Source organism: Streptomyces sp. NPDC023541, from assembly GCF_055559995.1.
Genome location: NZ_JBVHJO010000008.1, coordinates 126,617 through 150,629 on the forward strand (window position 1 = coordinate 126,617; position 24,013 = coordinate 150,629).

General features: G+C 73.1%; 21 protein-coding genes and 7 tRNA genes. 15 read left to right on the forward strand and 13 right to left on the reverse strand.

The genetic code is table 11. The features are described from left to right. Positions 1 to 73: 73 nt before the first annotated feature. The 3 genes from ACZ3X1_RS21315 (at position 74) to ACZ3X1_RS21325 (ending at position 4,545) form a co-directional block, all read left to right on the forward strand. Positions 74 to 2,278, forward strand: a complete 2,205-nt coding sequence (locus tag ACZ3X1_RS21315) for an elongation factor G-like protein EF-G2 (RefSeq protein ID WP_467280634.1) — start codon at positions 74 to 76, stop codon at positions 2,276 to 2,278. 131 nt (positions 2,279 to 2,409) lie between these two features. Beyond that, complete coding sequence (locus tag ACZ3X1_RS21320) at positions 2,410 to 4,086, forward strand: hypothetical protein (protein ID WP_356813149.1); 1,677 nt, start codon at positions 2,410 to 2,412, stop codon at positions 4,084 to 4,086. Positions 4,087 to 4,137: 51 nt separating this feature from the next. After that, on the forward strand, positions 4,138 to 4,545 hold the full coding sequence (locus ACZ3X1_RS21325; RefSeq protein WP_356813148.1) for a DnaJ family domain-containing protein: 408 nt from the start codon (positions 4,138 to 4,140) through the stop codon (positions 4,543 to 4,545). 11 nt (positions 4,546 to 4,556) lie between these two features. Here ACZ3X1_RS21325 and ACZ3X1_RS21330 read toward each other — a convergent pair whose 3' ends face one another. Both ACZ3X1_RS21330 and thrS read right to left on the reverse strand, forming a co-directional pair. Next, positions 4,557 to 5,117, reverse strand: coding sequence for an HIT family protein (locus tag ACZ3X1_RS21330; protein WP_356813147.1), 561 nt, complete (start codon positions 5,115 to 5,117; stop codon positions 4,557 to 4,559). A gap of 67 nt (positions 5,118 to 5,184) precedes the next feature. Further along, a complete protein-coding gene (gene thrS, locus ACZ3X1_RS21335; RefSeq protein WP_356813146.1) occupies positions 5,185 to 7,161 on the reverse strand; it encodes a threonine--tRNA ligase in 1,977 nt (658 codons plus the stop codon). Positions 7,162 to 8,036: 875 nt separating this feature from the next. Between thrS and ACZ3X1_RS21340 the strand changes: the two genes are divergently transcribed. Then, positions 8,037 to 8,567, forward strand: coding sequence for a GNAT family N-acetyltransferase (locus ACZ3X1_RS21340; RefSeq protein WP_356813145.1), 531 nt, complete (start codon positions 8,037 to 8,039; stop codon positions 8,565 to 8,567). Here the strand turns inward: ACZ3X1_RS21340 and ACZ3X1_RS21345 are convergent. Continuing rightward, positions 8,509 to 9,744 (reverse strand): hypothetical protein, encoded by a 1,236-nt coding sequence (locus ACZ3X1_RS21345; protein WP_467280635.1) that lies wholly within the window; start codon positions 9,742 to 9,744, stop codon positions 8,509 to 8,511. The two genes, ACZ3X1_RS21340 and ACZ3X1_RS21345, sit on opposite strands and share 59 nt — an antisense overlap. Beyond that, the gene (locus tag ACZ3X1_RS21350; RefSeq protein ID WP_356813143.1) at positions 9,744 to 10,358 is read right to left on the reverse strand and encodes a DUF4365 domain-containing protein; all 615 of its coding nucleotides are present in this window, start codon (positions 10,356 to 10,358) and stop codon (positions 9,744 to 9,746) included. Before ACZ3X1_RS21350 ends, ACZ3X1_RS21345 begins: the two co-directional genes overlap by 1 nt. 221 nt (positions 10,359 to 10,579) lie before the next feature. On the opposite strand from ACZ3X1_RS21350, the gene ACZ3X1_RS21355 reads away from it, so the two are divergent. Then, a complete protein-coding gene (locus ACZ3X1_RS21355) occupies positions 10,580 to 11,305 on the forward strand; it encodes a 3'-5' exonuclease (RefSeq protein ID WP_356813142.1) in 726 nt (241 codons plus the stop codon). Positions 11,306 to 11,367: 62 nt separating this feature from the next. On the opposite strand, the gene ACZ3X1_RS21360 is transcribed toward ACZ3X1_RS21355, so the two are convergent. After that, positions 11,368 to 11,439, reverse strand: a tRNA-Val gene (locus ACZ3X1_RS21360). Between the two features lie 138 nt (positions 11,440 to 11,577). On the opposite strand from ACZ3X1_RS21360, the gene ACZ3X1_RS21365 reads away from it, so the two are divergent. Beyond that, entirely contained in the window at positions 11,578 to 13,929 is a 2,352-nt protein-coding gene (locus ACZ3X1_RS21365) for an SCO7613 C-terminal domain-containing membrane protein (protein WP_467280636.1), read from the forward strand. 64 nt (positions 13,930 to 13,993) lie between these two features. Here the strand turns inward: ACZ3X1_RS21365 and ACZ3X1_RS21370 are convergent. Together ACZ3X1_RS21370 and ACZ3X1_RS21375 are read right to left on the reverse strand one after the other, a co-directional pair. Next, positions 13,994 to 14,065 (reverse strand) — tRNA-Val (locus ACZ3X1_RS21370). Between the two features lie 46 nt (positions 14,066 to 14,111). After that, positions 14,112 to 14,594, reverse strand: coding sequence for a TIGR02611 family protein (locus ACZ3X1_RS21375; RefSeq protein WP_467280637.1), 483 nt, complete (start codon positions 14,592 to 14,594; stop codon positions 14,112 to 14,114). A gap of 177 nt (positions 14,595 to 14,771) precedes the next feature. Here ACZ3X1_RS21375 and ACZ3X1_RS21380 point away from each other — a divergent pair, with 177 nt between their 5' ends. Together ACZ3X1_RS21380 and ACZ3X1_RS21385 are read left to right on the forward strand one after the other, a co-directional pair. Then, positions 14,772 to 15,185 carry an SsgA family sporulation/cell division regulator gene (locus ACZ3X1_RS21380; RefSeq protein WP_030011909.1) on the forward strand — a complete coding sequence of 138 codons (414 nt, stop codon included), beginning with the start codon at positions 14,772 to 14,774 and terminating at the stop codon, positions 15,183 to 15,185. A 196-nt stretch (positions 15,186 to 15,381) separates the two neighbouring features. Beyond that, positions 15,382 to 16,002: a CGNR zinc finger domain-containing protein gene (locus ACZ3X1_RS21385; protein WP_356814565.1), complete on the forward strand. Its 621-nt coding sequence runs from the start codon at positions 15,382 to 15,384 to the stop codon at positions 16,000 to 16,002. Positions 16,003 to 16,394: 392 nt separating this feature from the next. On the opposite strand, the gene ACZ3X1_RS21390 is transcribed toward ACZ3X1_RS21385, so the two are convergent. Further along, complete coding sequence (locus ACZ3X1_RS21390) at positions 16,395 to 16,814, reverse strand: hypothetical protein (RefSeq protein WP_362625985.1); 420 nt, start codon at positions 16,812 to 16,814, stop codon at positions 16,395 to 16,397. Positions 16,815 to 16,993: 179 nt separating this feature from the next. Here ACZ3X1_RS21390 and ACZ3X1_RS21395 point away from each other — a divergent pair, with 179 nt between their 5' ends. Continuing rightward, positions 16,994 to 17,488, forward strand: coding sequence for a DsbA family protein (locus tag ACZ3X1_RS21395; RefSeq protein ID WP_356814563.1), 495 nt, complete (start codon positions 16,994 to 16,996; stop codon positions 17,486 to 17,488). Between the two features lie 81 nt (positions 17,489 to 17,569). Here the strand turns inward: ACZ3X1_RS21395 and ACZ3X1_RS21400 are convergent, their stop codons facing one another. From ACZ3X1_RS21400 to ACZ3X1_RS21410, 3 genes are all read right to left on the reverse strand, one after another. Then, on the reverse strand, positions 17,570 to 18,412 hold the full coding sequence (locus ACZ3X1_RS21400; protein WP_467280638.1) for a GNAT family N-acetyltransferase: 843 nt from the start codon (positions 18,410 to 18,412) through the stop codon (positions 17,570 to 17,572). A 72-nt stretch (positions 18,413 to 18,484) separates the two neighbouring features. Further along, entirely contained in the window at positions 18,485 to 19,318 is an 834-nt protein-coding gene (locus ACZ3X1_RS21405) for an aminotransferase class IV (RefSeq protein ID WP_356814561.1), read from the reverse strand. Continuing rightward, the gene (locus ACZ3X1_RS21410) at positions 19,315 to 20,397 is read right to left on the reverse strand and encodes a chorismate-binding protein (RefSeq protein ID WP_467280639.1); all 1,083 of its coding nucleotides are present in this window, start codon (positions 20,395 to 20,397) and stop codon (positions 19,315 to 19,317) included. Before ACZ3X1_RS21410 ends, ACZ3X1_RS21405 begins: the two co-directional genes overlap by 4 nt. Before the next feature lie 180 nt (positions 20,398 to 20,577). On the opposite strand from ACZ3X1_RS21410, the gene ACZ3X1_RS21415 reads away from it, so the two are divergent. From ACZ3X1_RS21415 to ACZ3X1_RS21435, 5 genes are all read left to right on the forward strand, one after another. Then, positions 20,578 to 20,650, forward strand: a tRNA-Gly gene (locus tag ACZ3X1_RS21415). Positions 20,651 to 20,689: 39 nt separating this feature from the next. Then, positions 20,690 to 20,763: transfer RNA gene (locus ACZ3X1_RS21420), tRNA-Cys, on the forward strand. Between the two features lies 1 nt (position 20,764). Then, positions 20,765 to 20,836: transfer RNA gene (locus ACZ3X1_RS21425), tRNA-Val, on the forward strand. A gap of 19 nt (positions 20,837 to 20,855) precedes the next feature. Then, positions 20,856 to 20,927 (forward strand) — tRNA-Val (locus ACZ3X1_RS21430). Between the two features lie 40 nt (positions 20,928 to 20,967). Continuing rightward, a tRNA-Val gene (locus ACZ3X1_RS21435) sits at positions 20,968 to 21,042 on the forward strand. Positions 21,043 to 21,245: 203 nt separating this feature from the next. Here ACZ3X1_RS21435 and ACZ3X1_RS21440 read toward each other — a convergent pair. After that, entirely contained in the window at positions 21,246 to 21,431 is a 186-nt protein-coding gene (locus ACZ3X1_RS21440) for a hypothetical protein (protein WP_030032802.1), read from the reverse strand. 550 nt (positions 21,432 to 21,981) lie between these two features. Here ACZ3X1_RS21440 and ACZ3X1_RS21445 point away from each other — a divergent pair. Beyond that, a complete protein-coding gene (locus tag ACZ3X1_RS21445) occupies positions 21,982 to 23,169 on the forward strand; it encodes a serine/threonine-protein kinase (protein WP_390078076.1) in 1,188 nt (395 codons plus the stop codon). 13 nt (positions 23,170 to 23,182) lie between these two features. Here the strand turns inward: ACZ3X1_RS21445 and ACZ3X1_RS21450 are convergent, their stop codons facing one another. Beyond that, complete coding sequence (locus tag ACZ3X1_RS21450; protein WP_356814559.1) at positions 23,183 to 23,992, reverse strand: TrmH family RNA methyltransferase; 810 nt, start codon at positions 23,990 to 23,992, stop codon at positions 23,183 to 23,185. Between the last annotated feature and the right edge of the window lie 21 nt (positions 23,993 to 24,013).

Genomic DNA, 24,013 nt, shown 5'->3' on the forward strand with positions numbered 1-24,013 from the left:
GAACCGCGCATTCCTCATGCGCGGGGACAAGGAACCCACCTCCTCACCGTCACCACCGGGAGGCACGAGCACCATGGGAGCCACATCACACCAAGCCGGAGCCGCCGGCAGGGCACTGACGGCCGACCGCCCCTCTTCCGTACGGAACGTCGTGCTGGTCGGCCACAGCGGATCCGGCAAGACCACGCTGGTCGAAGCCCTCGCCCTGACCGCCGGAGCGGTCAACCGGGCCGGTCGGGTCGAGGACGGCGCCACCGTCTCCGACTACGACGAGATCGAACACCGACGCCACCGCTCCATCCAGCTCTCCCTCGTCCCCGTCGAATGGGACGGGATCAAGATCAACATCTTGGACACCCCCGGATACGCCGATTTCGTCGGGGAACTCAGGGCCGGTCTGCGCGCGGCGGACGCGGCCCTTTTCGTCGTCTCGGCCTCGGACGGGATCGACGGCGCCACCCGCATGGTCTGGGACGAGTGCGAGGCCGTCGGCATGCCCCGCGCCATCGTCGTGACCCACCTGGAGGCCGCCCGCTCCGACTACACGCAGATGACCGCCGTCTGCGGCGAGATCTTCGGCGCCGACGACCCCGACGCGGTCATCCCCCTCTACCTCCCCCTGCACGGCCCCGCCGGCCCGGACGGCCACGCGCCCGTCACCGGCCTGCTCGGCCTGCTCTCCCAGCGCGTGTACGAGTACGCCTCCGGCGAGCGCGTGGAGCGCGACCCGGACCCGGCGGAGCTGGCCCTCATCACCGAGGCCCGTTCGCGCCTGATCGAGGGGATCATCGCCGAGAGCGAGGACGAGACCCTCATGGACCGCTACCTCGGCGGCGAGGACATCGACCTGAAGACCCTCGTCGACGACCTGGAGCGCGCCGTCGCCCGCGGCACCTTCCACCCCGTCCTGATGGCCGCGCCCGCCGCCGACGGCGCCCGGCAGGGCCTGGGCACGGTGGAACTGCTCGAACTGATCACCGGCGGCTTCCCCACGCCCCTGGAGCGCCCCGCCGTCCCGGTCACCCGTCCCGACGGCTCCGCCCGCCCCGACGTCACCTGCGATCCCGCCGGGCCCCTGGTCGCCGAGGTCGTCAAGACCTCCTCCGACCCCTACGTCGGCCGCGTCTCCCTCGTGCGCGTCTTCTCCGGCACCCTGCACCCCGACGAGACGGTCCACGTCAGCGGGAACGGCGTCGCCGACCGCGGACACGAGGGCCGCTCCCTGCACGAAGCAGACGAGCGGATCGGCACCCTCACCGCCCCCTTCGGCAAACAACAGCGCGTCCTGGACCGGTGCATCGCCGGCGACCTGGCCTGCGTGGCGAAACTGAGCCGTGCGGAGACCGGCGACACCCTCTCCGCCAAGGACGACCCGCTCCTCATGGCGCCCTGGACGATGCCCGACCCCCTGCTCCCCCTCGCCATCGAGGCCCACAGCAAGGCCGACGAGGACAAGCTCTCGCAGGGTCTGGCCCGGCTCGTCGCCGAGGACCCCACCATGCGGTTGGAGCAGAACCCGCACACCCACCAGGTCGTCCTGTGGAGCCTCGGCGAGGCCCACCAGGACGTCGCCCTGGAGCGGCTGCGCACCCGCTACGGCGTCCAGGTCGATCCCGTCCCGCACAAGGTGAGCCTGCGCGAGACCTTCGGGGCCAAGGCGGCCGGCCGCGGCCGGCACGTCAAACAGTCCGGCGGCCACGGCCAGTTCGCCATCTGCGAGATCGAGGTGGAGCCGCTCCCGCCCGGCAGCGGCATCGAGTTCGTCGACAAGGTCGTCGGCGGCTCCGTGCCCCGCCAGTTCATCCCGTCCGTGGAGAAGGGCGTGCGCAGCCAGGCCGCCCGCGGGGTCGCGGCGGGCTACCCGCTGGTCGACGTACGCATCACCCTCCTCGACGGCAAGGCGCACTCGGTGGACTCCTCGGACGCCGCCTTCCAGACCGCCGGCGCCCTCGCCCTGCGCGAGGCCGCCGCCGAGGCCCGCATCGACCTGCTCGAACCGGTCGCCGAGCTCGACGTCCTGATCCCCGACGAGTACGTCGGGCCCGTCATGAGCGATCTCGCGGGCCGCCGCGGCCGTGTCGTCGGCACCGACCAGGCCGGGTCCGGGCGTACTCGGGTCCGCGCCGAGATCCCCGAGATCGAGATCAGCCGCTACGCCGTCGAGCTGCGCTCGGTCTCGCACGGCACGGGCCGCTTCGCCCGCGCCTACGCCCGGCACGAGCCCATGCCGCCCCAGATCGCGGAGAAGGTGCGCGAACAGGCGGAGAAGGGAAGCTAGTTGGGGTGATCCCCAGGAAGAGCCGCCCACCCGACCAGCTTGCGGTGGGCGGCATTTCCCTGTCCCATGACCGTGGGGCGAGATCCGCCGATAGGCTCGTCGGCGCACCAAAAGAGCAGGAACGCACAGCGATGGGGGCAGCGGTGGCGGACGACGGATTCGACTTCAGGCCCGGCGCGCAGATTCCTCTGCAGAACGGCGGGGGGCAGACGGCGGCGACCAACGCCCTCGCCTCGGCCGCGTACCGCGACGGCGGCAAGGACAGCAAGCTCGACGCGATACTCGGGGCCAACAGCGAGAACCACCCGGCCACGGTGAAGCCCCCGAAGCTCTCGCTCTTCGAGCCGAGCCTCGGTGAGGCCTTCTGCCGGGCCGTCGAGGCGCGCACCCTGGGGGCCGGCCGCAAGCCGCTCATCCAGTCCTTCGGCGCCGACCCGCAGACGGTCGTGGAGCACTGCCTGGCGGCGTCCCGGATCCGCAAGGAGCGGGACCGCAGGCTCCGCCTGATCATGCTGGTCTGCGGTGTGCTGTTCCTGCCCGGGCTGCTGCTGTGGCTGGGCCTCTTCCAGCTCCGCAAGTCCCTGTCCTCGAAGGACGGCAAGCACTCCTGGCTGGGCACCGTGCTGCTGGTGGGCGTCGGCCTCGTGGTGGCCGTCCTGATGTTCAGGCTGCCGCTCACCGGGTTCCTCGGCCTCTACGTCCGCGGCATGGTCATCGCGCCCGCACTGGGCTGGCTGCTCGCCCGCCGCATCTGCGAGTCGACCGCCCGTGACCTGCGCGAGCGCTGGGACGGGCTGCTGTCCGGCGGCGGGGTCGCCGCCAAGATCCCGGAGGCCGTGCCCGGCAACCCCGACGAGAAGGCCCGTGAGGACCTGCGCCACCAGCTGGCCAAGCTCACCGCGGAGGACCGCAGCAACCAGGTCTTCTACGCGGGCCCCAAGGGCATCCTCGGCATGGGCACCCGCTGGGGGAACTGGCAGATGGCCGAGGAGCTCGCCCCGAAGGACGAGGCCAAGGAGATCCACCCCTTCCGGGCCTGGGACGTCATACGCGCGATCGACGCCCAGCTGCGCAAGCTGGAGCGCGGCCCACTGCACACCGGGGGCTTCCCGCCCGCCGCGATCCAGCACTGGATCGTCACCCCGGTCGGCGAGGGCGCCGCCGAGGTGGCCCGCCCCACCGGCGAGAACGTCGACGCCTTCCTCGTCAAGCCCCACGAGGTCACCCGGATCTGCAACGAGCAGCAGTTCAACTCCGGGAACCGGCACTACCTGGGCATCCAGTACCCGCTCTGGGACGGCCAGCTGATCATCAACATGCTGGTCACGGTCACCGTGCTCTACAAGACCCTGCGCGTGGACGTCACCGCGCACGCCCTGGGCCCCGTACACGGCCTGTTCACCACCAAGTCCAAGGCCCCGGTGGTGGAGGTGCCCAAGAGCATCCGCTTCTGGGAGACCGTGGAGAAGCCGCTACCGCTGGTGGACACCCAGGAGGTGGTGCGCCTCGCCGTACGGGCACCGCTGACCTGGTACCCGCCGGTCCTCGACTTCTTCGGCGGCAAGCTCGTCCTGCCCGAGCCGTTCGGCCTGCGCCACGTCTGGGCGAGCTCGATGTGGCGCCACCGGTTCATGGCAGACGACGCCCTGCGCACGGTGGCCCCCGTCCTGAGGTCGATCCACACGGCGACCTTCAAGGTCCTGGAGGAGAACGGCGTGGACACCGAGCGCTTCACCAACCGGTCCTCGATCATGAGCGGTCTCATCCAGGAGCCGTCGCCGCGGAAGGCGGACGTGTACGACGCCTAGCAGGGGAGGGCGTGGCTAGGGTGGAGGAGGAGACGGCCCGAGGAGGCAACCGTGACCGAGCGCAAACCGCCTGGCGTGGACTTCGAGTCCTTCGTGGACCGGCAGATCAGACAGGCCACCGCACGCGGCGACTTCGCGGAGCTGCCGGGCTTCGGCAAGCCGCTGGCCTCGCTCGACGCGCCCTACGACGACCTGTGGTGGGTCAAGGACAAGATGCACCGCGAGGGCCTCGCCGTCCTGCCCCCGGCGCTCGCGCTGCGCAAGGAGGCCGAGGACGCCCTGGACGCGGCCCTGGCGGCACGGACCGAGCAGCGGGCCCGGACGGTCCTCACGGAGATCAACGAGAAGATCCGCGCGGCCCTGCGCATGCCGCCGCCGGGGCCGCCCCTGGGCCTGAGCGAGTTCGACGTCGACGAGGTGCTCGGCACCTGGCGCGCGTCACACCCGGACAGCGCCTGATCGGCGCCCGATCAGCCGACCGGCCAGGCGTCGGCGAGCATCTGGCGGGTGTCCGCCAGGAGTTGGGGCAGCACCTTGGTGTGCCCGACCACCGGCATGAAGTTCGTGTCCCCGCCCCAGCGCGGCACGATGTGCTGGTGCAGGTGCGCGGCGATGCCGGCGCCGGCCGCCGCACCCTGGTTCATGCCGATGTTGAACCCGTGCGCCCCCGAGGCCTTGCGGAGCGCGACCATCGCGCGCTTCGTGAGGTCGGCCAGCTCGGCCGTCTCCGGGGCGTCGAGCTCGGTGTAGTCGGCGACGTGGCGGTACGGCACGACCATCAGGTGGCCGCCGTTGTACGGGTAGAGGTTCAGCACGGCGTAGACGTGCCGGCCCCGCGCCACCACCAGGCCGTCCTGGTCGGACATCTCCGGAATCCCGCAGAAGGGACAGCCGTCCCCGGCATCCGGGCCGGTCGGCTTGTTCTCCCCTTGGATGTAGGCCATCCGGTGGGGCGTCCACAGACGCTGGAACGCGTCCTGCGTGCCCACCCCGATCTGCTGCTCCGGCTCAGTCGTCATGGCATGCAGCATATGACCTTGCCCGCGCGGACGAGGAAGGCCCCCGGAAAGTGATCACTTCCGGGGGCCCTCGTCACGATCAGACCTGGACGCGGTCGGCTACGACCTTCGCCAGCTTGGCGAGCGCCTCGTCCTTGGGGATGCCGTTCTCCTGCGAACCGTCGCGGTAACGGAAGGAGACCGTCCCCGCCGCCATGTCCTCGTCACCGACGATGATCATGAACGGCACCTTGAGCTTCTGGTGGTTGCGGATCTTCTTCTGCATCCGGTCGGAAGAGGCGTCCACCTCGACCCGCAGGCCCTGCTTCTTCGCCTCGGCGGCGAACTCCTGCAGGTACTCCACGTGCCCGTCGCCGATCGGGATGCCGACGGCCTGGACCGGGGCAAGCCACGGCGGCATGGCACCCGCGTAGTGCTCCAGCAGCACGGCGAAGAACCGCTCGATCGAGCCGAACAGCGCGCGGTGGATCATGACCGGGCGCTGGCGGGAGCCGTCCGGGGCGGTGTACTCCAGGTTGAAACGCTCCGGCAGGTTGAAGTCGAGCTGCACGGTCGACATCTGCCAGGTACGGCCGATGGCGTCGCGCGCCTGCACGGAGATCTTCGGGCCGTAGAAGGCCGCGCCGCCCGGGTCGGGGGTCAGCGGGAGGCCCTGCTTCTCGGCGACCTGCTGGAGGACCGAGGTGGCCTCCTCCCAGACCTCGTCCGAGCCGACGAACTTCTCCGGGTCCTTGGTGGACAGCTCCAGGTAGAAGTCGGTCAGGCCGTAGTCGCGCAGCAGGTTCAGCACGAAGGTGAGCGTGCGGTCGAGCTCCTCCGCCATCTGCTCACGGGTGCAGTAGATGTGCGCGTCGTCCTGGGTGAAGCCGCGGGCCCGGGTCAGGCCGTGCACGACGCCGGACTTCTCGTACCGGTACACGGTGCCGAACTCGAAGAGGCGCAGCGGCAGTTCGCGGTAGGAGCGGCCGCGCGCGTCGAAGATCAGGTTGTGCATCGGGCAGTTCATGGGCTTGAGGTAGTAGTCGGTACCACCGTCGAGCTGCATGGGGGGGTACATGCCCTCCGCGTACCAGTCCAGGTGGCCGCTCTTCTCGAAGAGGGCGCCCTTGGTGGCGTGCGGCGAGTAGACGAACTCGTAGCCCTCCTCCTCGTGCCGGCGGCGCGAGTAGTCCTCCATGGTGCGGCGGATGATGCCGCCGCGCGGGTGGAAGACGGCGAGGCCGGAGCCGATCTCGTCCGGGACGGAGAAGAGGTCGAGCTCGTTGCCGAGCTTGCGGTGGTCGCGCTTCTCGGCCTCGGCGAGGAAGTCGAGGTGGGCCTTCAGCTCCTCCTTCGACGGCCACGCGGTGCCGTAGATGCGCTGGAGCATCGGGTTCTTCTCGCTGCCGCGCCAGTAGGCGGCCGCGTTGCGCATGAGCTTGAACGCCGGGATGTTGCGGGTGGTGGGCAGGTGGGGACCGCGGCAGAGGTCCTTCCAGCACAGCTCGCCGGTCTTGGCGTCCAGGTTGTCGTAGATGGTCAGCTCGCCGCCGCCCACCTCGACGTTCGCACCGTCGTCGGTGGACGCGGAACCCTTGATGCCGATGAGCTCCAGCTTGTACGGCTCGTCCGCGAGCTCCTCGCGGGCGGCCTCGTCGCTGACGACGCGGCGGGAGAAGCGCTGGCCGCGCTTCTGGATCTCCTGCATCTTCTTCTCGACGGCCTTGAGGTCCTCCGGGGTGAAGGGCCGGGCCACGTCGAAGTCGTAGTAGAAGCCGTCGCGGACCGGCGGGCCGATGCCGAGCTTGGCCTCGGGGAACAGCTCCTGCACGGCCTGCGCCATCACGTGCGCGGTCGAGTGGCGCAGGATGTTGAGGCCGTCCTCGGAGGAGATCTCCACCGGCTCGACGGTCTCGCCGTCCTGCACCTCGTACGCGAGGTCCTTGAGCTCGCCCGCGACGCGGGCGGCGACGATGGTGCGCTCGCCGGCGAAGAGCTCCGCCGCCGTAGTGCCCGTGGCCACCACGCGCTCGTCCCGCTCGGAATCGCGTTGGATGATCACACGGACGTCTGACACCGGTCTCTCCTGACTCAGGGGATGCGCGAGCGAACGCCGCGCGCCTGAATCGTACCGAGCGGAGTGGCTGCGCCGCTAAACGGTTCCTCCCGGGCCCGGCCCGGACCCGTGCTCGCGAGCCGTGGCCAAGGCCCCGGCCCGTGGGGCGGGGTAGTCCCCACAGGCCGGGCGAACCCACCGCCGACCAGCGGGCCGGCTTCGCCCGAAGAAGCGGACCGCCGAAGCGGGCCAGAGGCGCGGCTCCCGCCGGGCGGAGGCAGGCGCACGCGGGGGTGAGCCCCTGCCCGAACCGGCCCGCTGCTCGGCGGTGGGTCCCGGGCTCCGGCGCCGCTGGCACGAGCAGCCGCAGGCGGGGGTGGGGCGGGGTCCCCCGCGACCTCTCCTCGGCTCGCGAACCCCTGGCCGGACCGGCCCGCCGACCAGGGGTGGGTTCGCTCGACCTGCGGGGAGGTCCCGGCGCGCCCCCACCCCACCCGTAGAGGCGGGCCGCCCCCACTGACGAAGCCGGCCCGTGGGGGGCCCGCGCAGCCCCAAGGCACCGCCCCACGCGGACCCGCCCAGCCCGAGCCATGCCCGCGCAGCCAAGGGCACCGCCCCACACCGAGCCCCCGCCGGGCCCGAACCGACACGGCCCGCGCAGCCAAGGGCACCGCCCCGCACCGAGCCCCCGCCCGACCCGAACCGGCATGCCCGCGCAACCCAAGGGGCCCGCCCCAGGCGAGCCCCCGCTCGGCCCGAGCGGGGGCATGGCCGGGCAGGTCCGGAGGCCCCGGCCGGCTCCGGCCCGGACGGGCAGGCGCCGCCAGCGGAAATTCCGGGCCGCCGCCGGGGGCCACCGGTAGCGTGGGGGCGCCCCAGCCCCCGGAGGGACCCGTATGCCGAGCCCCCAGATACGCCCGCTCGACCTGGCCGACGACGCCACCGCCCGCGCCGTGCACCGGATCGGCCGGGCCGCGTACGCCGTCGAGGCGGAGATCATCGGCTTCGACGGGATCCCCGCCCTGCGCGAGAGCCTCCCCGAGATGCGCGCGCAGGACCTGCGCTGGGTCGGGGCCGTCTGCGAGGGCGGGGAGCTGGCGGGCTTCCTCGCCTGGGAGGAGGTGCCCGACGGCGGCACCGGCACGGGCGCAGGCATCGGCATCGACCGGCTCTGCGTCGCCCCCGCCTTCTTCCGCCGCGGCGTCGCCTCCCTGCTGCTGCGCCACGCCCTCGCCGAGCTCTTCCCCGGCCGCTCCGTGAACGTCACCACGGGCGCCGCCAACGCCCCCGCCGTCCGCCTCTACGAAGGCCTCGGCTTCGTCCGCGGCGCGGACTTCTCCCCCGCCCCGGGACTGACCATGGCCTCCTTCAGTCGTCCGACGGCAGTACGTCCGCCGGGTCGAAGGACTCGTCCAGCGACTTCATGAGGCGGTCCCGCTCGACCTCGTCCAGGGGCACGGGGCTCACGTCCCTGGCATCGGTGAGCCTCCGGAAGCCGCCCCGCCGCTGCAGCCGCCCGCTGATCCGGATCGGCAGGCCCACCAGGTGCGCGTGGCCCGCCACCCGGTACGCCTCCTCGTCGAGCGCGGCGCGTACGTACGGGACCTCCGCCCCGGCGAGGACCCGCAGCCGGACCGTGCCCCCGCCGCCCGGGGCCGAGCGCCGCATCCGGACCACCGCCCCCGCGACGCGCACCGGCACGGCCGGCTCGCCGCGGGTGTAGCGCTCCGCCGCCTCCCGCAGGACCGGCAGGTCGCCCGGGGAGAACTCCACCGGCTCGGGCCGCGCCGCGCAGCCCGCCGGAACCCCCGCCGCCGGCGCCCAGGCCAGCCCGACGCGGGCACCCTCCGAGCCCCGCACCAGCGCGATCAGCGCCTCGGCGAGCTCCCGGCTGACCCCCGCGCCCACGGCGGCGTCGAAGGCCTCCATGCCGCCGGTGGCCCGCTGGTAGTCCGCGGCCTCGCGGGCCGCGTGCAGGGCGTGGTGCAGCCGCGTCACGATGCCCCGCCCGCCGTCCACCGGCACGTACGCGCTCAGATGCCGCCCGCCCGGCTGCGGCCCCACCAGGACGGTGTCCAGGGCCCGTTCGGCCTGGGCCCGGTGGCGGGCGCCGTAGTAGCCGGCCCTCGCCCGTACGGCGAGCGCCCCGGCGAGCAGCAACTGCCGTGCGGCCGAGCGCAACTGCTCCTGCACGGTCCAGGCGGCCTCGCCCTCCAGGCCGTACGCCCCGGGCGGGACCTCCCGCTCCCAGCGGATCTCGTCGCTGGGCACGCTCAGCCCGTAGAGGACCTCCCGCGCGGACGGGAGCGTGCTGCGCGAGAGCGCGGTCAGCGCCTCCTCCAGGAGGTCGGCGCAGTCGGGGAAGGCCCGGTTCTCGGGGACGAGCACGCTGGTGCCGGCGTACCCGGGCGGTGTCCAGCGCCCGTACCGGCCGGCTGCCCCGCCCCGGCGCAGCCATCCGTGCCGGTGCAGCAGTGCGCCGAGCACGGCCGGGTCGACCTGTGCGGGATCGGGCACGGCGGACTGCGGGAAGGCCGGGAAGTGCCCGGGGCGGGCGTGGTCCGGGGGCAGGAGTGGTTCGAGGTTCGACGGGTGCCAGTGCATCAGGGTGTCCCTCCCGACCCGACCCGGGTCATGATCTCGCACAGTGCCCGGTCGTCGAAGATCCGCGCGGTCGGTATCCGTACGGTGGTCCGGCGCCGGCCGGTCACCGGGTGTCCGGCAAGATTGGTCCAGTAGCAGCAGTGCCGCAGGTCGAGCCGGTCGTGTCCGGCGGCGAGCCACTGGTCGCGCTCCCGCGGGACGAGCATCACGACGAGGATCTTGTGGACGGCGACCGGGGTGCGGGCCAGCTTCACCAGGTGCTCGTTGTCGAGGGTGAAGGCGAAGGTGGGGCCGGGCGGCCGGGGTGGTACCTGGTAGGTCGCCTTCAACTGCACCTTGACGGTGACCTCGTCGTCGACGACGTGCTCGGGGGCCCCGTGACTGACGTGCCAGTCCACGCCGTTGTCCGGGAAGGGCTGGGACAGCGAGCAGCCGGCCGCGGCGGCGACGGCGTGCAGGTATCCCACCTGGAGGGTCTCCATGCAGGCGGTGGTGGCGAGTGTGCCGCGCAGCGGTACGGCCCGCGTCCCGTCCGGTGTACCTGTACCGGTACCGGTCCGCGGTTCGATCCGCCCCGCCAGCACCCCGCCCGGTTCGGGCTGTGCGAGCGCCATGGCCGGCTCCCCGTGCCTTCCGGGCTCTGCCTTCGGTGGTGGGTGGGTGACGACCGGTCATGTGTACGGCCTCCCATGGATGTTGTCTCCGCACCCGGGTCGCGGCAAACGGCGTACGGAACAAACAGCCCGGGTATCACCGATTCGGGCAGGGGCGGCACGTTCCGAGGCGGCGGCGCCCGGCTGCACCCCAACTGCCGACCGGGGACGAGGAGTTCGCCATGAACCGCTGGTATGAGGGCCCGCTGGCCGCATTCGACACGGAGACGACCGGGGTGGACGTGGAGCAGGACCGGATCGTGTCCGCCGCGCTCATCGTGCAGGAGTGCGCGGGCGGCCGGGTCCGCACGACGCGCTGGCTGGTCAATCCCGGCGTGCCGGTGCCCGCGGGCGCGACGGAAGTGCACGGCCTCACCGACGAGCACCTGCAGCGCCACGGGCGCTGGCCGGCGCCGGTGGTGGAGGAGATAGCCCGCGCGCTCGGGGAGCAGCAGATCGCGGGCCGGCCGGTGGTGGTGATGAACGCCCCGTTCGACCTGACGCTGCTGGACCGGGAGTTGCGCCGGCACCGGGCGTCGTCGTTGTCGCGATACCTGGACAACCGGCCGCTGACAGTGCTGGACCCGCGGGTGCTGGACAAGCACCTGGACCGGTACCGCAAGGGCCGCCGGACGCTGACGGACCTGTGCGCGCACTACGGGATCGAGCTGGAGGGCGCGCACGACGCGGCGGCGGACGCGCTGGCCTCGCTGGAGCTCGTACGGGCGGTGGGGCGCCGGTTCGCCTCGCGGCTGGAGCGGCTGACGCCGGCCGAACTCCACACGCTGCAGGCGGTGTGGCACGCGGCGCAGGCGCGCGGGCTGCAGGCGTGGTTCGCGCGGCAGGGCACCCCGGAGCCGGTTGATCCGCACTGGCCGCTGCGGCCGGACCTGTCGGCGGCCGCGTAGCCGGGCAGGAGGCCCGGACATGCGGAAGGCCGGTCCGTCGTCGACGGACCGGCCTGACCCGGTGGGCGATACTGGGATCGAACCAGTGACCCCTTCGGTGTGAACGAAGTGCTCTCCCGCTGAGCTAATCGCCCGGGAACGCACTGAACAATACAGAAGCCTCGGGGCTGGTTCAAACCGCTTCCCCGGCCGGGCCCGCCCGGGGGTACTCAGGGCGTACTTGAGTACCCCCGCCCATGCCCTGACCGGGTGACGGGCGCCACACTCCGCATATGAACTCCCCTCTGCCGCCGGCCGAAGAGCTGGCGCTCATCGACCGTGAGCTGGCCCAACTCGATGCCCGGCGCCTGTATTTGCTGGCCCGCCGGGACTGGCTGCTGCGTCTGCTCCAGCAGTCGGGTGCGGCGGTGGCCCCCTGGGGGCCCGCCGCGTCCGGTTCGCCGGCCCCGCCCGCCCGGTCCGCCGGCCCGGCGAAGGAGGCTTCGGCTCCCGGCGCGCAGAACGTGCTGCTCACCCTGGGCGCGGTGCTCCTGGCCGTGGCCGCGCTGGCGTTCACTCTGGTCAGCTGGGGGTCCATGGGGATCGCCGGGCGTTCGGCGGTGCTGGCCGTGGTGACGGCGGCGGCGCTGGCCGCCCCCGCTGTGCTGCTGCGCCGCGGGCTGCGGTCGACGGCGGAGTCGGTGGCCGCCGTGGGGCTGCTGCTGACGGTGCTGGACGCGTACGCCCTGTACGCGGTCGGCATGCCGGACGCGGACGGCACCGGGTACGCGGCCGGCGCGGCCGCGGTGCTGGCGGCGGTGTGGGCCGGGTACGGGTCGGCGCTGCGCACGCTGCGGATCCCGCTGCCGGCGGCGGTGGTCGCGGCGCAGCTGCCGCTGCCGCTGGCGGCGGTGGCCTGGCAGGCGGGCCCGCTGGGGCTCGGCTGGGCGCTGCTGGTGACGGCGGCGCTGGACGCGGCGCTGGCGCTGCGGGTCCGGGCGGCGGCGGTCCCGGCGGCGCTGCTGGGCTCGGCGGCGCTGCTCGTCGGGGCGGTCCAGTCGTGGTCGGCGGGGTCGGCGGCGCAGGCCCTGGCTCCGGCGGCGCTGCTGCTGGCGGGCGCGGCCCTGGGCGCGGCGGCCGCCTGGCGGGAGCCGCGGGTCTGGGGTGCCGCGCTGGTGGGCGGCGTGGCGGCCGTGGTGGCCGTGGCCGGCGTGGCCCGGCCGGAGCTCTCACCGGGCTGGGCGGTGGTGGCGCACCTGCTGGTGGGTCTGCCGCTGCTGGCGGCGGTACGGGTGCCCGCGCTGCCGGAGGCGGTGCGGCGCGGAGCGGTCGCGGCCGGTGCGGTGGTGGGCGCCCTCGGCGCGCTGGCGGCCGGCGCGGCGGTGGCTCCGGTGCTGGCGGCCCGGCTGCGGGTGCTGGAGGAGGTGTGGGCCGCGACCACCCCGGCGGCGGACCCGTACGGTCCGGGGGCGTCGCCCGCGGTGGGGCTGCTGCTGACGGCGGCGGCGGCCTGGTGGCTGTCGCGGGTGTCGGCGCGGCCGGAGCCCGGAGTTCTGGCGGTGGTGCCGGCCTGGGCGGGCCTGTTCTCGGCGCCGGTGCTGCTGGGGTTCCCGGTGGCGGCGGTGTTCGCGGTGCAGCTCGCGGTGACGGGCGCGGCGGGGGCCCTGGCCCTGCGCTCCTCCGGGCGGGGGGCCGGGATCGCAGCGGCCGGGTGTGCGCTGGCGGGCGCCGTGAACGTGTCCCTGGGCGCGCTGGACGGCCGCACGGCGACCTTCGCGGTCTGGGGCCTGCTGGGCGCGGCCTGTGCGGCGGGAGCGGCGTACGGGGCCGCCGCGCGGTGGGTGCGCTCGGGGGCGGCCGTGTGCGCGGTCGGTTACGCGACGGGGCTGTCGGTGGCGGCTGCCGCGGTGACGGACCTGGCGGTGGTCTGGTGGGCGCTGCCCGTGCTCGCGGTGCCGGCGCTGGTGGCGGCCCTCGGGCCGCGGCTGGGGGCCGTGCGGCTGCCGGCCGAGATCGCGGCGGCCGTGTCGGGTGTCCTGGCCCTGGCCCTGTCCGCGGGGCGGCCCGGGACGCTGGCGCTGGTCCTGGCGCTGTCCGGGGTGCTCTGCGCGGGGGCCGCGGTGCGGCCGGAGCGGCGGGTGCTGGGCTGGGCGGCGGGTGCGCTGTTCGCGGCGGCGACGTGGGTACGGCTGGCGGAGGCCGGGATCACGGCCCCGGAGGCCTACACGCTGCCGGTCACCGTGCCCGCGCTCGCGGTGGGCTTCCTGCGCAGGCGCCGGGACGCGCGGGCCTCGTCCTGGACGGCGTACGGACCGGGGCTGGCGGCGACGCTGCTGCCGAGCCTGCTGGCGGCCTGGGGCGACGCGGGCTGGGTGCGCCCGCTGGTGCTGGGGGTGGCCGCGCTGGCGGTGACCCTGGCGGGCGGCCGGTGGCGGCTGCAGGCCCCGCTCCTGCTGGGCGGCGCGGTGCTGGCGGCGGTGGCGGTGCACGAGCTGGCCCCGTACGTGGTGCAGGTCGCGGGGGCGCTACCGCGCTGGGTGCCGCCGGCCCTGGCGGGCGTGCTGCTGCTTGCGGTGGGCGCGACGTACGAGAAGCGGCTGCGCGACGCCCGCAGGCTGCGGTCCGCGATCGGGCGGCTGCGCTAGGTCGTGGCAGGGCGGGAACGCCAGAGGCCCGGAGACGGTGAAGTCTCCGGGCCTCTGGTCCGGGTGGGCGATACTGGGTTCGAACCAGTGACCCCTTCGGTGTGAACGAAGTGCTCTCCCACTGAGCTAATCGCCCGGACGCACCGCAAACATTACCCCATGTCAGCGGTGCTCTTTGACCGTCACTGGTCCTTGAGGTCCCAGGGCAGGACGAGCCCGTACTTCCAAAGGTAGAAGCCGATCAGGGCGCCCGCGATGACGAGGCCCGTGGTGGTCAGGATGATGTTGCGGCGGCGCACCTTCGGGTCGAGCGCCTTCTGGGCGGCCTCGGTGACCTTGCGCTTGGTCCAGCGCAGCACGAGGTGGGCCCAGGCGAACTCGGTGGCCCAGATCGCCAGGCCCGCGAAGATCGCGACCCAGCCGGGGCCGGGCAGGACGAGCATGGCGACGCCGGCGGCGATCACCGCGAGTCCGACGACGAAGACTCCGACCTGCCAGCTGAGGTGCAGGCTCTTGCGGGCCTTGATGAAGGCGGGCGCCTTCGAGACGTGCGGCTTTTCCTCCGCCGCCTCCTCGCCGTTCTCGCCGGCGGCCTGTGCGGTGGCTTCCGTGGCGGCGTCACCGGTAGCGGACTCGTTCGTTCCGCGGTCACTCCCCGTATTCATAGGTCGAATCTACCCGAGTCGGGAAGCACACGGGAACGGCGGTTTGGATCCGCCGTCCGAGGGACCCAGAGGTCCGCAAAACGGTCAGAGGGGTTTACAACGGCACCGTAGGTGGCATGTCGATTTCGCCGACGTGCGAATCCCCGAGCGCACACTGAGCGAAAGGCCCTGGCGCTTATGAACACCACGGTCAGCTGCGAGCTGCACCTGCGCCTCGTTGTGTCGAGCGAGTCCTCACTGCCTGTTCCCGCGGGCCTGCGGTATGACACGGCCGACCCCTACGCCGTGCACGCCACCTTCCACACCGGCGCCGAGGAGACGGTCGAATGGGTGTTCGCCCGCGACCTCCTCGCGGAGGGCCTCCACCGGCCCACCGGTACCGGCGACGTCCGCGTCTGGCCCTCCCGCAGTCACGGTCAGGGCGTCGTCTGCATCGCCCTGAGCTCACCGGAGGGAGAAGCGCTTCTCGAAGCACCCGCCCGAGCCCTGGAGTCGTTCCTCAAGCGGACGGACGCCGCGGTTCCACCCGGGACCGAGCACCGGCACTTCGACCTCGACAAGGAGCTCTCCCACATCCTGGCCGAAAGCTGAGCCAGGCTCTCAGCCGCTCGGCACCGTCCGACTCGGGGCGACGGTGCGGAGCGGACAACCACATACGCCTGCGCCCGGCGCTGTTCCCGCGGAAGCCACCCGCGAGGACGGCGCCTGTGTGCTGTGCGGGGACCGGCTATTGTCGGGCGGCATCGGCGGCGCCCGTCGCCGCAGGCCCGGCCCCCAGGGAGACACCGTGCAGATCCCACACGACACCCGTCGCGCGCTCGACGTCGTCGTCGCGCTGGTGAACACCGCGGCCGAATCTGACCAGCCCGACGGGCTCTCGGACATCGGCGCGCTGCGCGACTTCGTCCAGGAGTACTCGATCAGCGACGTCGGTGAGCTCGGCGCCCGCGATCTGGCCGGTGTGCGGACCGTGCGCTCGAAGTTCGCCCAGGTCTTCGCGGCGCCGACCGCCCGCGCCGCGTCCGTGCTGATCAACGAGCTGGTGGCGACCGCGGGCACCACCCCGCAGCTGACCGACCACGACGGCTACGACTGGCACGTGCACTACTTCGCGCCGGGCGCGTCGGTGGGCGACCACCTGGCGGCCGACGGCGGCATGGCACTGGCCTTCATCGTGGTCTCCGGGGAACAGGAGCGGCTGCGCCGCTGCGAGGCCCCCGACTGCCGGCGCGCCTTCGTGGACCTCTCGCGGAACCGGTCCCGGCGCTACTGCGACAGCCGGACCTGCGGGAACCGGCTGCACGTTGCGGCGTACCGGGCCCGCCGCAAGGAGGCCGACGCGGGACCGTCAGAGCAGGAAGAGATCGTGCACGGCGGCGAGCAGCAACAGGATTCCGATCACCGCTAGGAAGATCATCAGGGGTGGCTGGGAAAGCGCGAACAGACAGCCCCGCGGCTCGTCGGCGACAGGGTCGGGTACCGCGACGGGCACCACGGGGTCACTCTGCGATGTCTCGAACATGTCGGGGCGATGATGGCGCAGCGCGCCGCCCCGCACCCCTCAACACGCCAACACTCGCGCGGCAGTTCGCTCGATCTCGTGGACGCACCGCCCTCTCCGCCCCCGTTCACCCCCCGGCGTGCATTCCGCGCCGACACCGCGCACCGAGGCCGCGCCCGCAACCTGCACCGCGTGCCCCTGGCGTGCGCCCCCGCTTCCGCCCGAGGACTCGACCACTGTCACTCGGTGACAGGGACCCGAGAGCGTGGGATCCGTGCGGGCGCGCCTCGGCGGGCGGGTCAGATGCCGTGCTTCTTGAGGATGGCCTCGATGTCGGAGAAGTCGTCCGCGGGGGCCCGGGTCGGGCCGGCGCTGCCCAGGGAGGGCTTGGAGGCGGCCGGGGCGACGGCCTCCGGGGAGGGGCCGGTCTTCGCCTTCTTCACGGGCTCGCCGGCACCGCCAGGGCGGCGCCGCTCCACGGCCCGGGTGGTGGCGAGGATCAGCCAGGCCAGGCCCAGCAGCCCGAATCCGAGCCAGACGGTCGGGTTGAAGACGATGCCGGTCAGCCACTCCACGACACCCGTCATCACGAGGCCGACGGGCACCAGCGCGTACGCGGTGATCCGCGCGGCGGCCAGGAACCGCCTGCGGTAGGCGGTCACAGCGGCGATGCCCAGGCCCGCCGCGGACACCGCGGAGCAAATGGTCTCGGCAAGCATGCGGTCCTCCGGACTCTCGGCGGCGGGGCGATCTGTCCCCGTCCGTCCATCGTGCACCGCCCGCCGCCGTACGGGCCAGGCGCTGGGCCGCCCCCGTACGGATCTCCGGGGGATCTCGGGGTCGGGGTCCTCCGCAGGTGCCGGTCGGTGGGGCGGGCGGGGGCTGGGAGACTGTTCGCATGACCGATTCCGTGATCCTCGACGTCTGGTGCGAACTGCAGTGCCCGGACTGCCACCGCGCCCTGGACGACGTCCGTGCCCTGCGGGCCCGCTACGGCGACCGGCTGGACATCCGGCTGCGCCACTTCCCCCTGGAGAAGCACAAGCACGCGTTCGCCGCCGCGCAGGCGGCCGAGGAGGCCGCCGAGCAGGGGCAGGGCTGGCCCTACGCGGAGGCCCTGCTGGCCCGTACGGCGGAGCTGGCCGAGAAGGGCGAGCCCGTGCTGCTGGACGTGGCCCGCGGTCTGGGTCTGGACGTCGAGGAGTTCGACACCGCCCTGATCGACGGACGGCACATCCTGATCGTCGACGCCGACCAGGCCGAGGGCAAGGCGATCGGCGTGACCGGCACCCCGACGTACGTGATCGACGGCGAGCGTCTCGACGGCGGCAAGAGCCAGGAGGGCCTGCGCGCCCGCATCGAGGAGATCGTCGACCGTCTGACCGCGTCCTAGATCGCGTCGTCAAAGTCCCGCCTGGCCGGCGGGGCGCCCGCCCCGCCCTTCGGCCGGCCGACGCCACTTCGACGACACTCCCTAGATCAGCTCCTTGGAAGCGTTGACCGCGATGTCCCGGTAGCCGAGCGACTCGTAGAGCCGCCGGGCCGGGGTGTTGCCCTCGACCACGTGCAGGCCCAGCCGGCGGCCTCCGGCGGCCAGGACGGTCCGCTCGGCGAGGAGCATGAGGGTCCGCCCGTGGCCCTGCCCGCGGTGCTCGGGGGCGACCTTGACGTCGTACACGTACGGGACGGCGCCGAGGCCGGGCAGTTCGCACTCCCCGATCCACACCGTGCCCAGGGTCTCCCCCGCCGGGGTCTCCAGCAGGAGGAAGTCCGCTCCGGGGGTGTCCGGGCCGTCGGGCAGCATCCTGGCGTGTTCGGCTCGGGAGGCGGCCACACCCTGCTCGTCGGTCATGCCCGGGGCGACGAGCCGGCGGCCGTACTCCACGATGCCCGGTTCGAGCCAGGCGTCGAACTCGGCCCGGGTCATCGGCCGGCCGACGCTGCCCGCCGGGAGGCCCGGCGGCTGCGCCGGCAGTTCCTTGACCATGATCCGGCCGGTCTCCCGGTAGCCCAGGGCCGCGGCCATCCGCAGCGCCGGTTCGGCGTCGGCGGGCACCGACACCGCGATCCCGGTGCAGCGCCAGGAGCGCAGCACCTCCTCGGCGGCGAGCGCGGCGACCGTGCCGCGGCCGCGCCGGCGGTCGCCCTCCTCGATCCGCAGCCCCCGGATCACGCCGATGGAGGGCTGGGCGGCGGACCGGGTGGCCAGTTCGAGCGTGCCGACCCGACGGCTGTTGACCCGGACCTCGTAGGTCTGCCGCCGGGTGCCGTCACTGTTTCGCTGGAGCGGCTGCGCGGGCCGCAGGGTGGTGGTCATCACTTGGAGTTCTACCTGCCCCGCGGCTCCACGTCACTGGTGTGCGCGGACCGGTGTTCACGGATCGGGGGGTCACGGGTCGAGGTCCGCGCCGGCCTTCACCTCGAAGATCCGCATGACCTCGGCCGTGACGGGTCCGGGACCGGTTCCCGTTCCGGTTCCGAGTTTGCGGCCGTCGAGGCGGACGACCGCCTGGGCGTCGCGCAGCGAGGAGGTCACGAAGACCTCCTCGGCCTCCGCGAGCACCTCGAAGGGCAGGTCGGTCTCCTTGGCGCCGGCCCAGTCGACGATGAGGGCCCGGGTGATGCCGGCGAGGCAGCCGGATTGCAGGGGCGGGGTGTGCAGTTCCCCGTCGAGCACGACGAACACGTTGGAGCCCGTGCCTTCACAGAGCCGCCCGACGGTGTTGGCCAGCAGCGCCTCCGAGGCCCCGGCCCGGTACGCGGCGGCGAGCGCGACCACGTTCTCGGCGTACGAGGTGGTCTTCAGGCCGGCCACGGCGGAGCGCTCGTTGCGGACCCAGGGAACCGTGACGACGGAGGTGGTGTCCGGGCGGCGGGGGGACGCGGCGACGGCGGCGATCAGGGTGGGCGCGGCGTCGCCGCGGTCGGAGCCGAGCGGGGCGACGCCGCCGGTGTAGGTGAGGCGCAGCCGCCCGTGCTCGACCGGTTCGGCCTCCAGGACGGCGGCGCAGGCGCGGCGCACCTCGTCGAGGTCGGGGTCGGGGAGGCCGAGGCCGCGGGCCGAGCGGGTCAGCCGTTCCAGGTGGCGGGTGAGCGCGAAGGGCCGGCCGCGAACGGCCTTGAGCGTCTCGAAGACGCCGTCGCCCACGGTGAGCCCGTGGTCCAGGACGGACACCGTCGCGCTGTCGACGTCCCTCAGGGCTCCGTCGAGCCAGATTCTCATGGTGCTGTCCTTCCGGTGGTGCCGTTCGCCCCCTGGGTCGCGCTGGTCTCCCGGCCCGCCGCGACCCGCAGCAGGCGGGCGGCCTTGAGCTCGGTCTCGGCCCACTCGCGGTCGGGGTCGGACCCCCAGGTGATGCCGGCCCCGGTGCCGAAGAGCAGGCGGGGGCCGCCGGGGGCCGCCCGGTCGATCCAGAAGGTACGGATGCCGACGGCGAGCTCGCCGGCGCCGCGGTCGGCGTCGACCCAGCCGATGCCACCGCAGTAGGGGCCGCGCGGGGCGGTCTCCAGGGCCTCGATGATCCGCAGGGCGGAGGACTTGGGCGCGCCCGTGACGGATCCGGGCGGAAAGGTCGCGTCGAGGAGTTCGGGCCAGCCGGTGCCGTCGGCCAGTTCGCCGCTCACGGTGGAGACGAGGTGTACGAGGCCGGGGTGCTCCTCGACGGCGCACAGCTCGGGAACGGATACGGAGCCCGTGGCGCAGACCCGGCCGAGGTCGTTGCGTACGAGGTCCACGATCATCACGTTCTCGGCGTGGTCCTTGGGCAGGAGGTCGGCGACGGTGCGGCCGGTGCCCTTGATGGGTCCGGACTCGACCCGGCGGCCGTTGCGGCGCAGGAAGAGCTCGGGCGAGGCGGTGGCGATCTCCACGCCGTGAGCGGCGAGGCGAATCGTTCCTGCAAAGGGTGCGGGGTTGCCGCGGGCAAGGAGCGCGGTGAGGGCGTCGACGTCGGCGCGGTCCGGGTCGGGCAGCGGCGCCGACATCACCCGGCAGAGGTTCGCCTGGTAGACCTCGCCGGCCGCGATGTGCTCGCGGATGCGGCGTACTCCGGCGAGGTACGCGGCGCGATCGAGCGAGGAGGTCCACCGGTCGGCGCCGGGACCGCTCCAGGCACCGGGCGCGGGCTCGGGGACGGGGTCGGGTCGCACGTCCCCGAAACGCGCGCAGACGAGGCGCCCTTCGAAGTCGGCGGCCACCGCCCAGAAGCCGGTGGAGTCGAGGGCGGCGGGGTCACTGGTGACATCCCGCAGGTCGGTCGCGAGGAGGCCGCCGAAGCGGGCCATGGGGGGCAGGTCGTGCACGGCTGCGAGTCTATGACCGGCGACGCGACCGCGCCGGTGCGGTGACGGCCGGGTGACCTGTGGTGATCGAGCGGCAGCACGCTGCGGAAACGCGTTTTTGAGCTGGACGGGGAATCCGCTAGAGTTCAACACGTCGCCAGGGAGCGAAGGGGGAACACCCCGGAGCGAACAAGGTGACCTGCGGACGTAGCTCAGTTGGTAGAGCACCACCTTGCCAAGGTGGATGTCGCGAGTTCGAGTCTCGTCGTCCGCTCGAAGTGGGGGATCTTCCCGAGAACCCCTGCAGCTCCATGGTGGAGTGGCCGAGAGGCGAGGCAACGGCCTGCAAAGCCGTCTACACGGGTTCAAATCCCGTCTCCACCTCCAAGGACGATTAGCTCAGCGGGAGAGCGCTTCCCTGACACGGAAGAGGTCACTGGTTCAATCCCAGTATCGTCCACTGGTCCGCAAGGATCCCCGCGCGATTAGCTCAGCGGGAGAGCGCTTCCCTGACACGGAAGAGGTCACTGGTTCAATCCCAGTATCGCGCACGCAGTACACGTACCACCTGCGGTTTCGCACCGCGGTCCCGCGCGATTAGCTCAGCGGGAGAGCGCTTCCCTGACACGGAAGAGGTCACTGGTTCAATCCCAGTATCGCGCACCACCGGAGAGCCCCGGCCGTTTCGACGGCCGGGGCTCTCGCGTTCCTCCACACGGGTGTGCGGGCGTCAAAAAGGGTGCTGCCCGTACGACTCCCCAGTCGTACGGGCAGCACCCTTCACCTGCCGTCCGTCGCGCCCCCGTCCCCACGGGGTACGACAGGCCGATGTCCCGGCCCGGGCCGCTCTCCCGGGCCCGGGGCGCCGCTCAGCGCCCCGGCATCATGCCCACGGACGACGCCTGTGCCGCCAGCTGATCGAATCCTCCGAAGAGGAAGAGCAGCAGCGCGGCCAGGGGGAGCACCATGGCCGCGGCCACCAGTGGGTGGCGGGTGCCGGACTCATGGCTGTTGAACGCGAATGCCTTGCGTCCCTGCCGTGCGATGCCCGCCATGGCCCTCTCCCTGTCGTCTGGCAGCGGCGGGCTCTTGACCTCGGGGGACGAGTGCATCACCCGCCGCTTGACTTCAACACTAGGCGGGCGGGCGGCCGCCGGCCTCATGCCCTCGTACCCATTGCCGGGCCTCCAGGAGGATGACGGCGGCCCCGCCGTGTACACCCCTGGGTGGAGAGCGTCCCCCTTGCGTCGGGGTCTTCCCCGAGGGGATGACCGGAGGGTAGTGACTTCCCTCACTTCCGTCACTCCCTGTTCATGCGCGTCCGTCCACTGGGCATCCGCAAGATCGACTCGGGTCGCGGCGGCTCCGGCGCGCGCTCCGGTGCGCGCCGGCCTGCCGTGGTGCGCCAATCCCCTTGCCTGAAGGGCCGTTTGAGCTCCCCGTCGGCCACGGCCGGACCGGGTCCGCGGATCCCTGAGACTCCCTCAAGTGTGCTGTGCCGCACTGACGATCGAATCCCCCGACGAGGGCGCGGCCTCTGAGCACGCATGGCGGATGGTCCGTAAGCTGTGCCACGTCAACAGGACGACCGTCAGCGGGGTGGACATGGCGATGATGCGGCTCCGGCGCGAGGACCCGCGTGTCGTCGGCTCGTTCAGACTGCACCGGCGGCTCGGGGCCGGCGGCATGGGCGTGGTCTACCTGGGTTCGGACCGGCGCGGGCAGCGGGTCGCCCTCAAGGTCATCCGGCCGGACCTCGCCGAGGACCAGGAGTTCCGCTCGCGCTTCGCCCGCGAGGTGTCCGCGGCCCGGCGGATCCGGGGCGGGTGCACGGCGCGCCTGGTCGCCGCGGACCTGGAGGCCGAGCGGCCGTGGTTCGCCACGCAGTACGTGCCCGGGCCCTCGCTGCACGACAGGGTCGCCGAGGAGGGCCCCCTGACGGCCGCGCAGATCGCCGCCGTCGGCGCCGCGCTCTCCGAGGGGCTGGTCGCCGTCCACGAGGCGGGGGTCGTCCACCGGGACCTGAAGCCCTCGAACATCCTCCTGTCCCCCAAGGGCCCGCGGATCATCGACTTCGGCATCGCCTGGGCGACCGGGGCGAGCACCCTCACCCATGTGGGTACGGCCGTCGGCTCCCCCGGGTTTCTCGCACCCGAGCAGGTTCGGGGCGCCGCCGTCACCCCGGCCACCGACGTCTTCGCGCTCGGCGCCACCCTCGCCTACGCGGCGACCGCCGACTCGCCCTTCGGGCACGGCAGTTCCGAGGTCATGCTGTACCGCGTGGTGCACGAGGAACCGCACCTGCAGGGCGTCCCGGACGCACTGGCGCCCCTGGTACGGGCCTGCCTGGCCAAGGACCCCGAGGAGCGGCCCAGCACGCTCCAGTTGTCGATGCGGCTCAAGGAGATCGCGGCCCGCGAGGCTCAGGGGCTGTCGGACGGCCGCCCGCCCGCGCAGCGGGCGAGGACGGAACGGCTGCCCGAGGGCGCCCCGGACCACGCGGAGCAGCGTGCGGAGCGTCGTACGGGCGGCAGCGCGCCCAGGGCGGCCCAGGGCGGCGCACCCGGCGGCCCGCACTCGCGGCCCTCCTCCTCGCGCAACTCGCGCAGTCCCGGCGGCCCGTCCTCCCGGCCGACCGCGGGACGCACGGGCGGCCGCCCGGCGCCGAGGACGACGGGTACGGGACGGCGCCCCTCGCGGCCGGACCCGAAGCTGATGCGCCAGCGCCTGATCGTGTTCATCGTGGTCACGCTGGTCGTGGCGCTGGGCATCGCGGCCGCCCAGAAGCTGTAGCGCCAGGGGGCGGCTACCGGCCCTGGGCCACCGCGTAGAAGGCGACCGCCGCGGCGGCGCCCACGTTCAGCGAGTCCACACCGTGGGCCATGGGGATGCGCACCCACTCGTCGGCGGCGACCAGCGCCCGCGTCGACAAGCCGTCGCCCTCGGCACCGAGCATCAGGGCGACCCGCTCCAGGGACTGCGGAGCGGCCACCTCGATCGGCGTCGCCTTCTCGTGGGGGGTCAGCGCCAGCAGTTTGAAGCCGGCCTCGCGCACCGAGTCCAGGCTCTTGGGCCAGGCCTCCAGGCGGGCGTAGGGCACGGAGAACACCGCGCCCATGGAGACCTTCACCGAGCGCCGGTAGAGCGGGTCGGCGCAGTCGGGCGACAGGAGCACCGCGTCCATGCCGAGGGCGGCGGCGCTGCGGAAGATGGCCCCGATGTTGGTGTGGTCGTTGACCGCTTCCATGACGACCACGCGGCGGGTCGTGGCCAGGAGTTCCTCGGCCGTGGGCAGCGGCTTGCGCTGCATGGAGGCGAGGGCCCCCCGGTGCACGTGGTAACCGGTGACGCGTTCGGCAAGGTCGGGGCTGACGGCGTAGACCGGTGCCGGGAGCTCGTCGATGACGTCGCGCATGACGTCGACCCACTTGGCGGAGAGCAGCATCGAGCGCATCTCGTACCCGGCGTCCTTGGCCCGTCTGATGACCTTCTCGCCCTCGGCGATGAAGAGGCCTTCCGCGGGCTCTCGCCTGCGCCGGAGTTCGACGTCGGTCAGGCCCGTGTAGTCGCGCAGGCGCGGGTCGTCGGGGTCGGTGATGGTGATGAGATCAGCCACAGGGTGATACTGCCTTGTCCT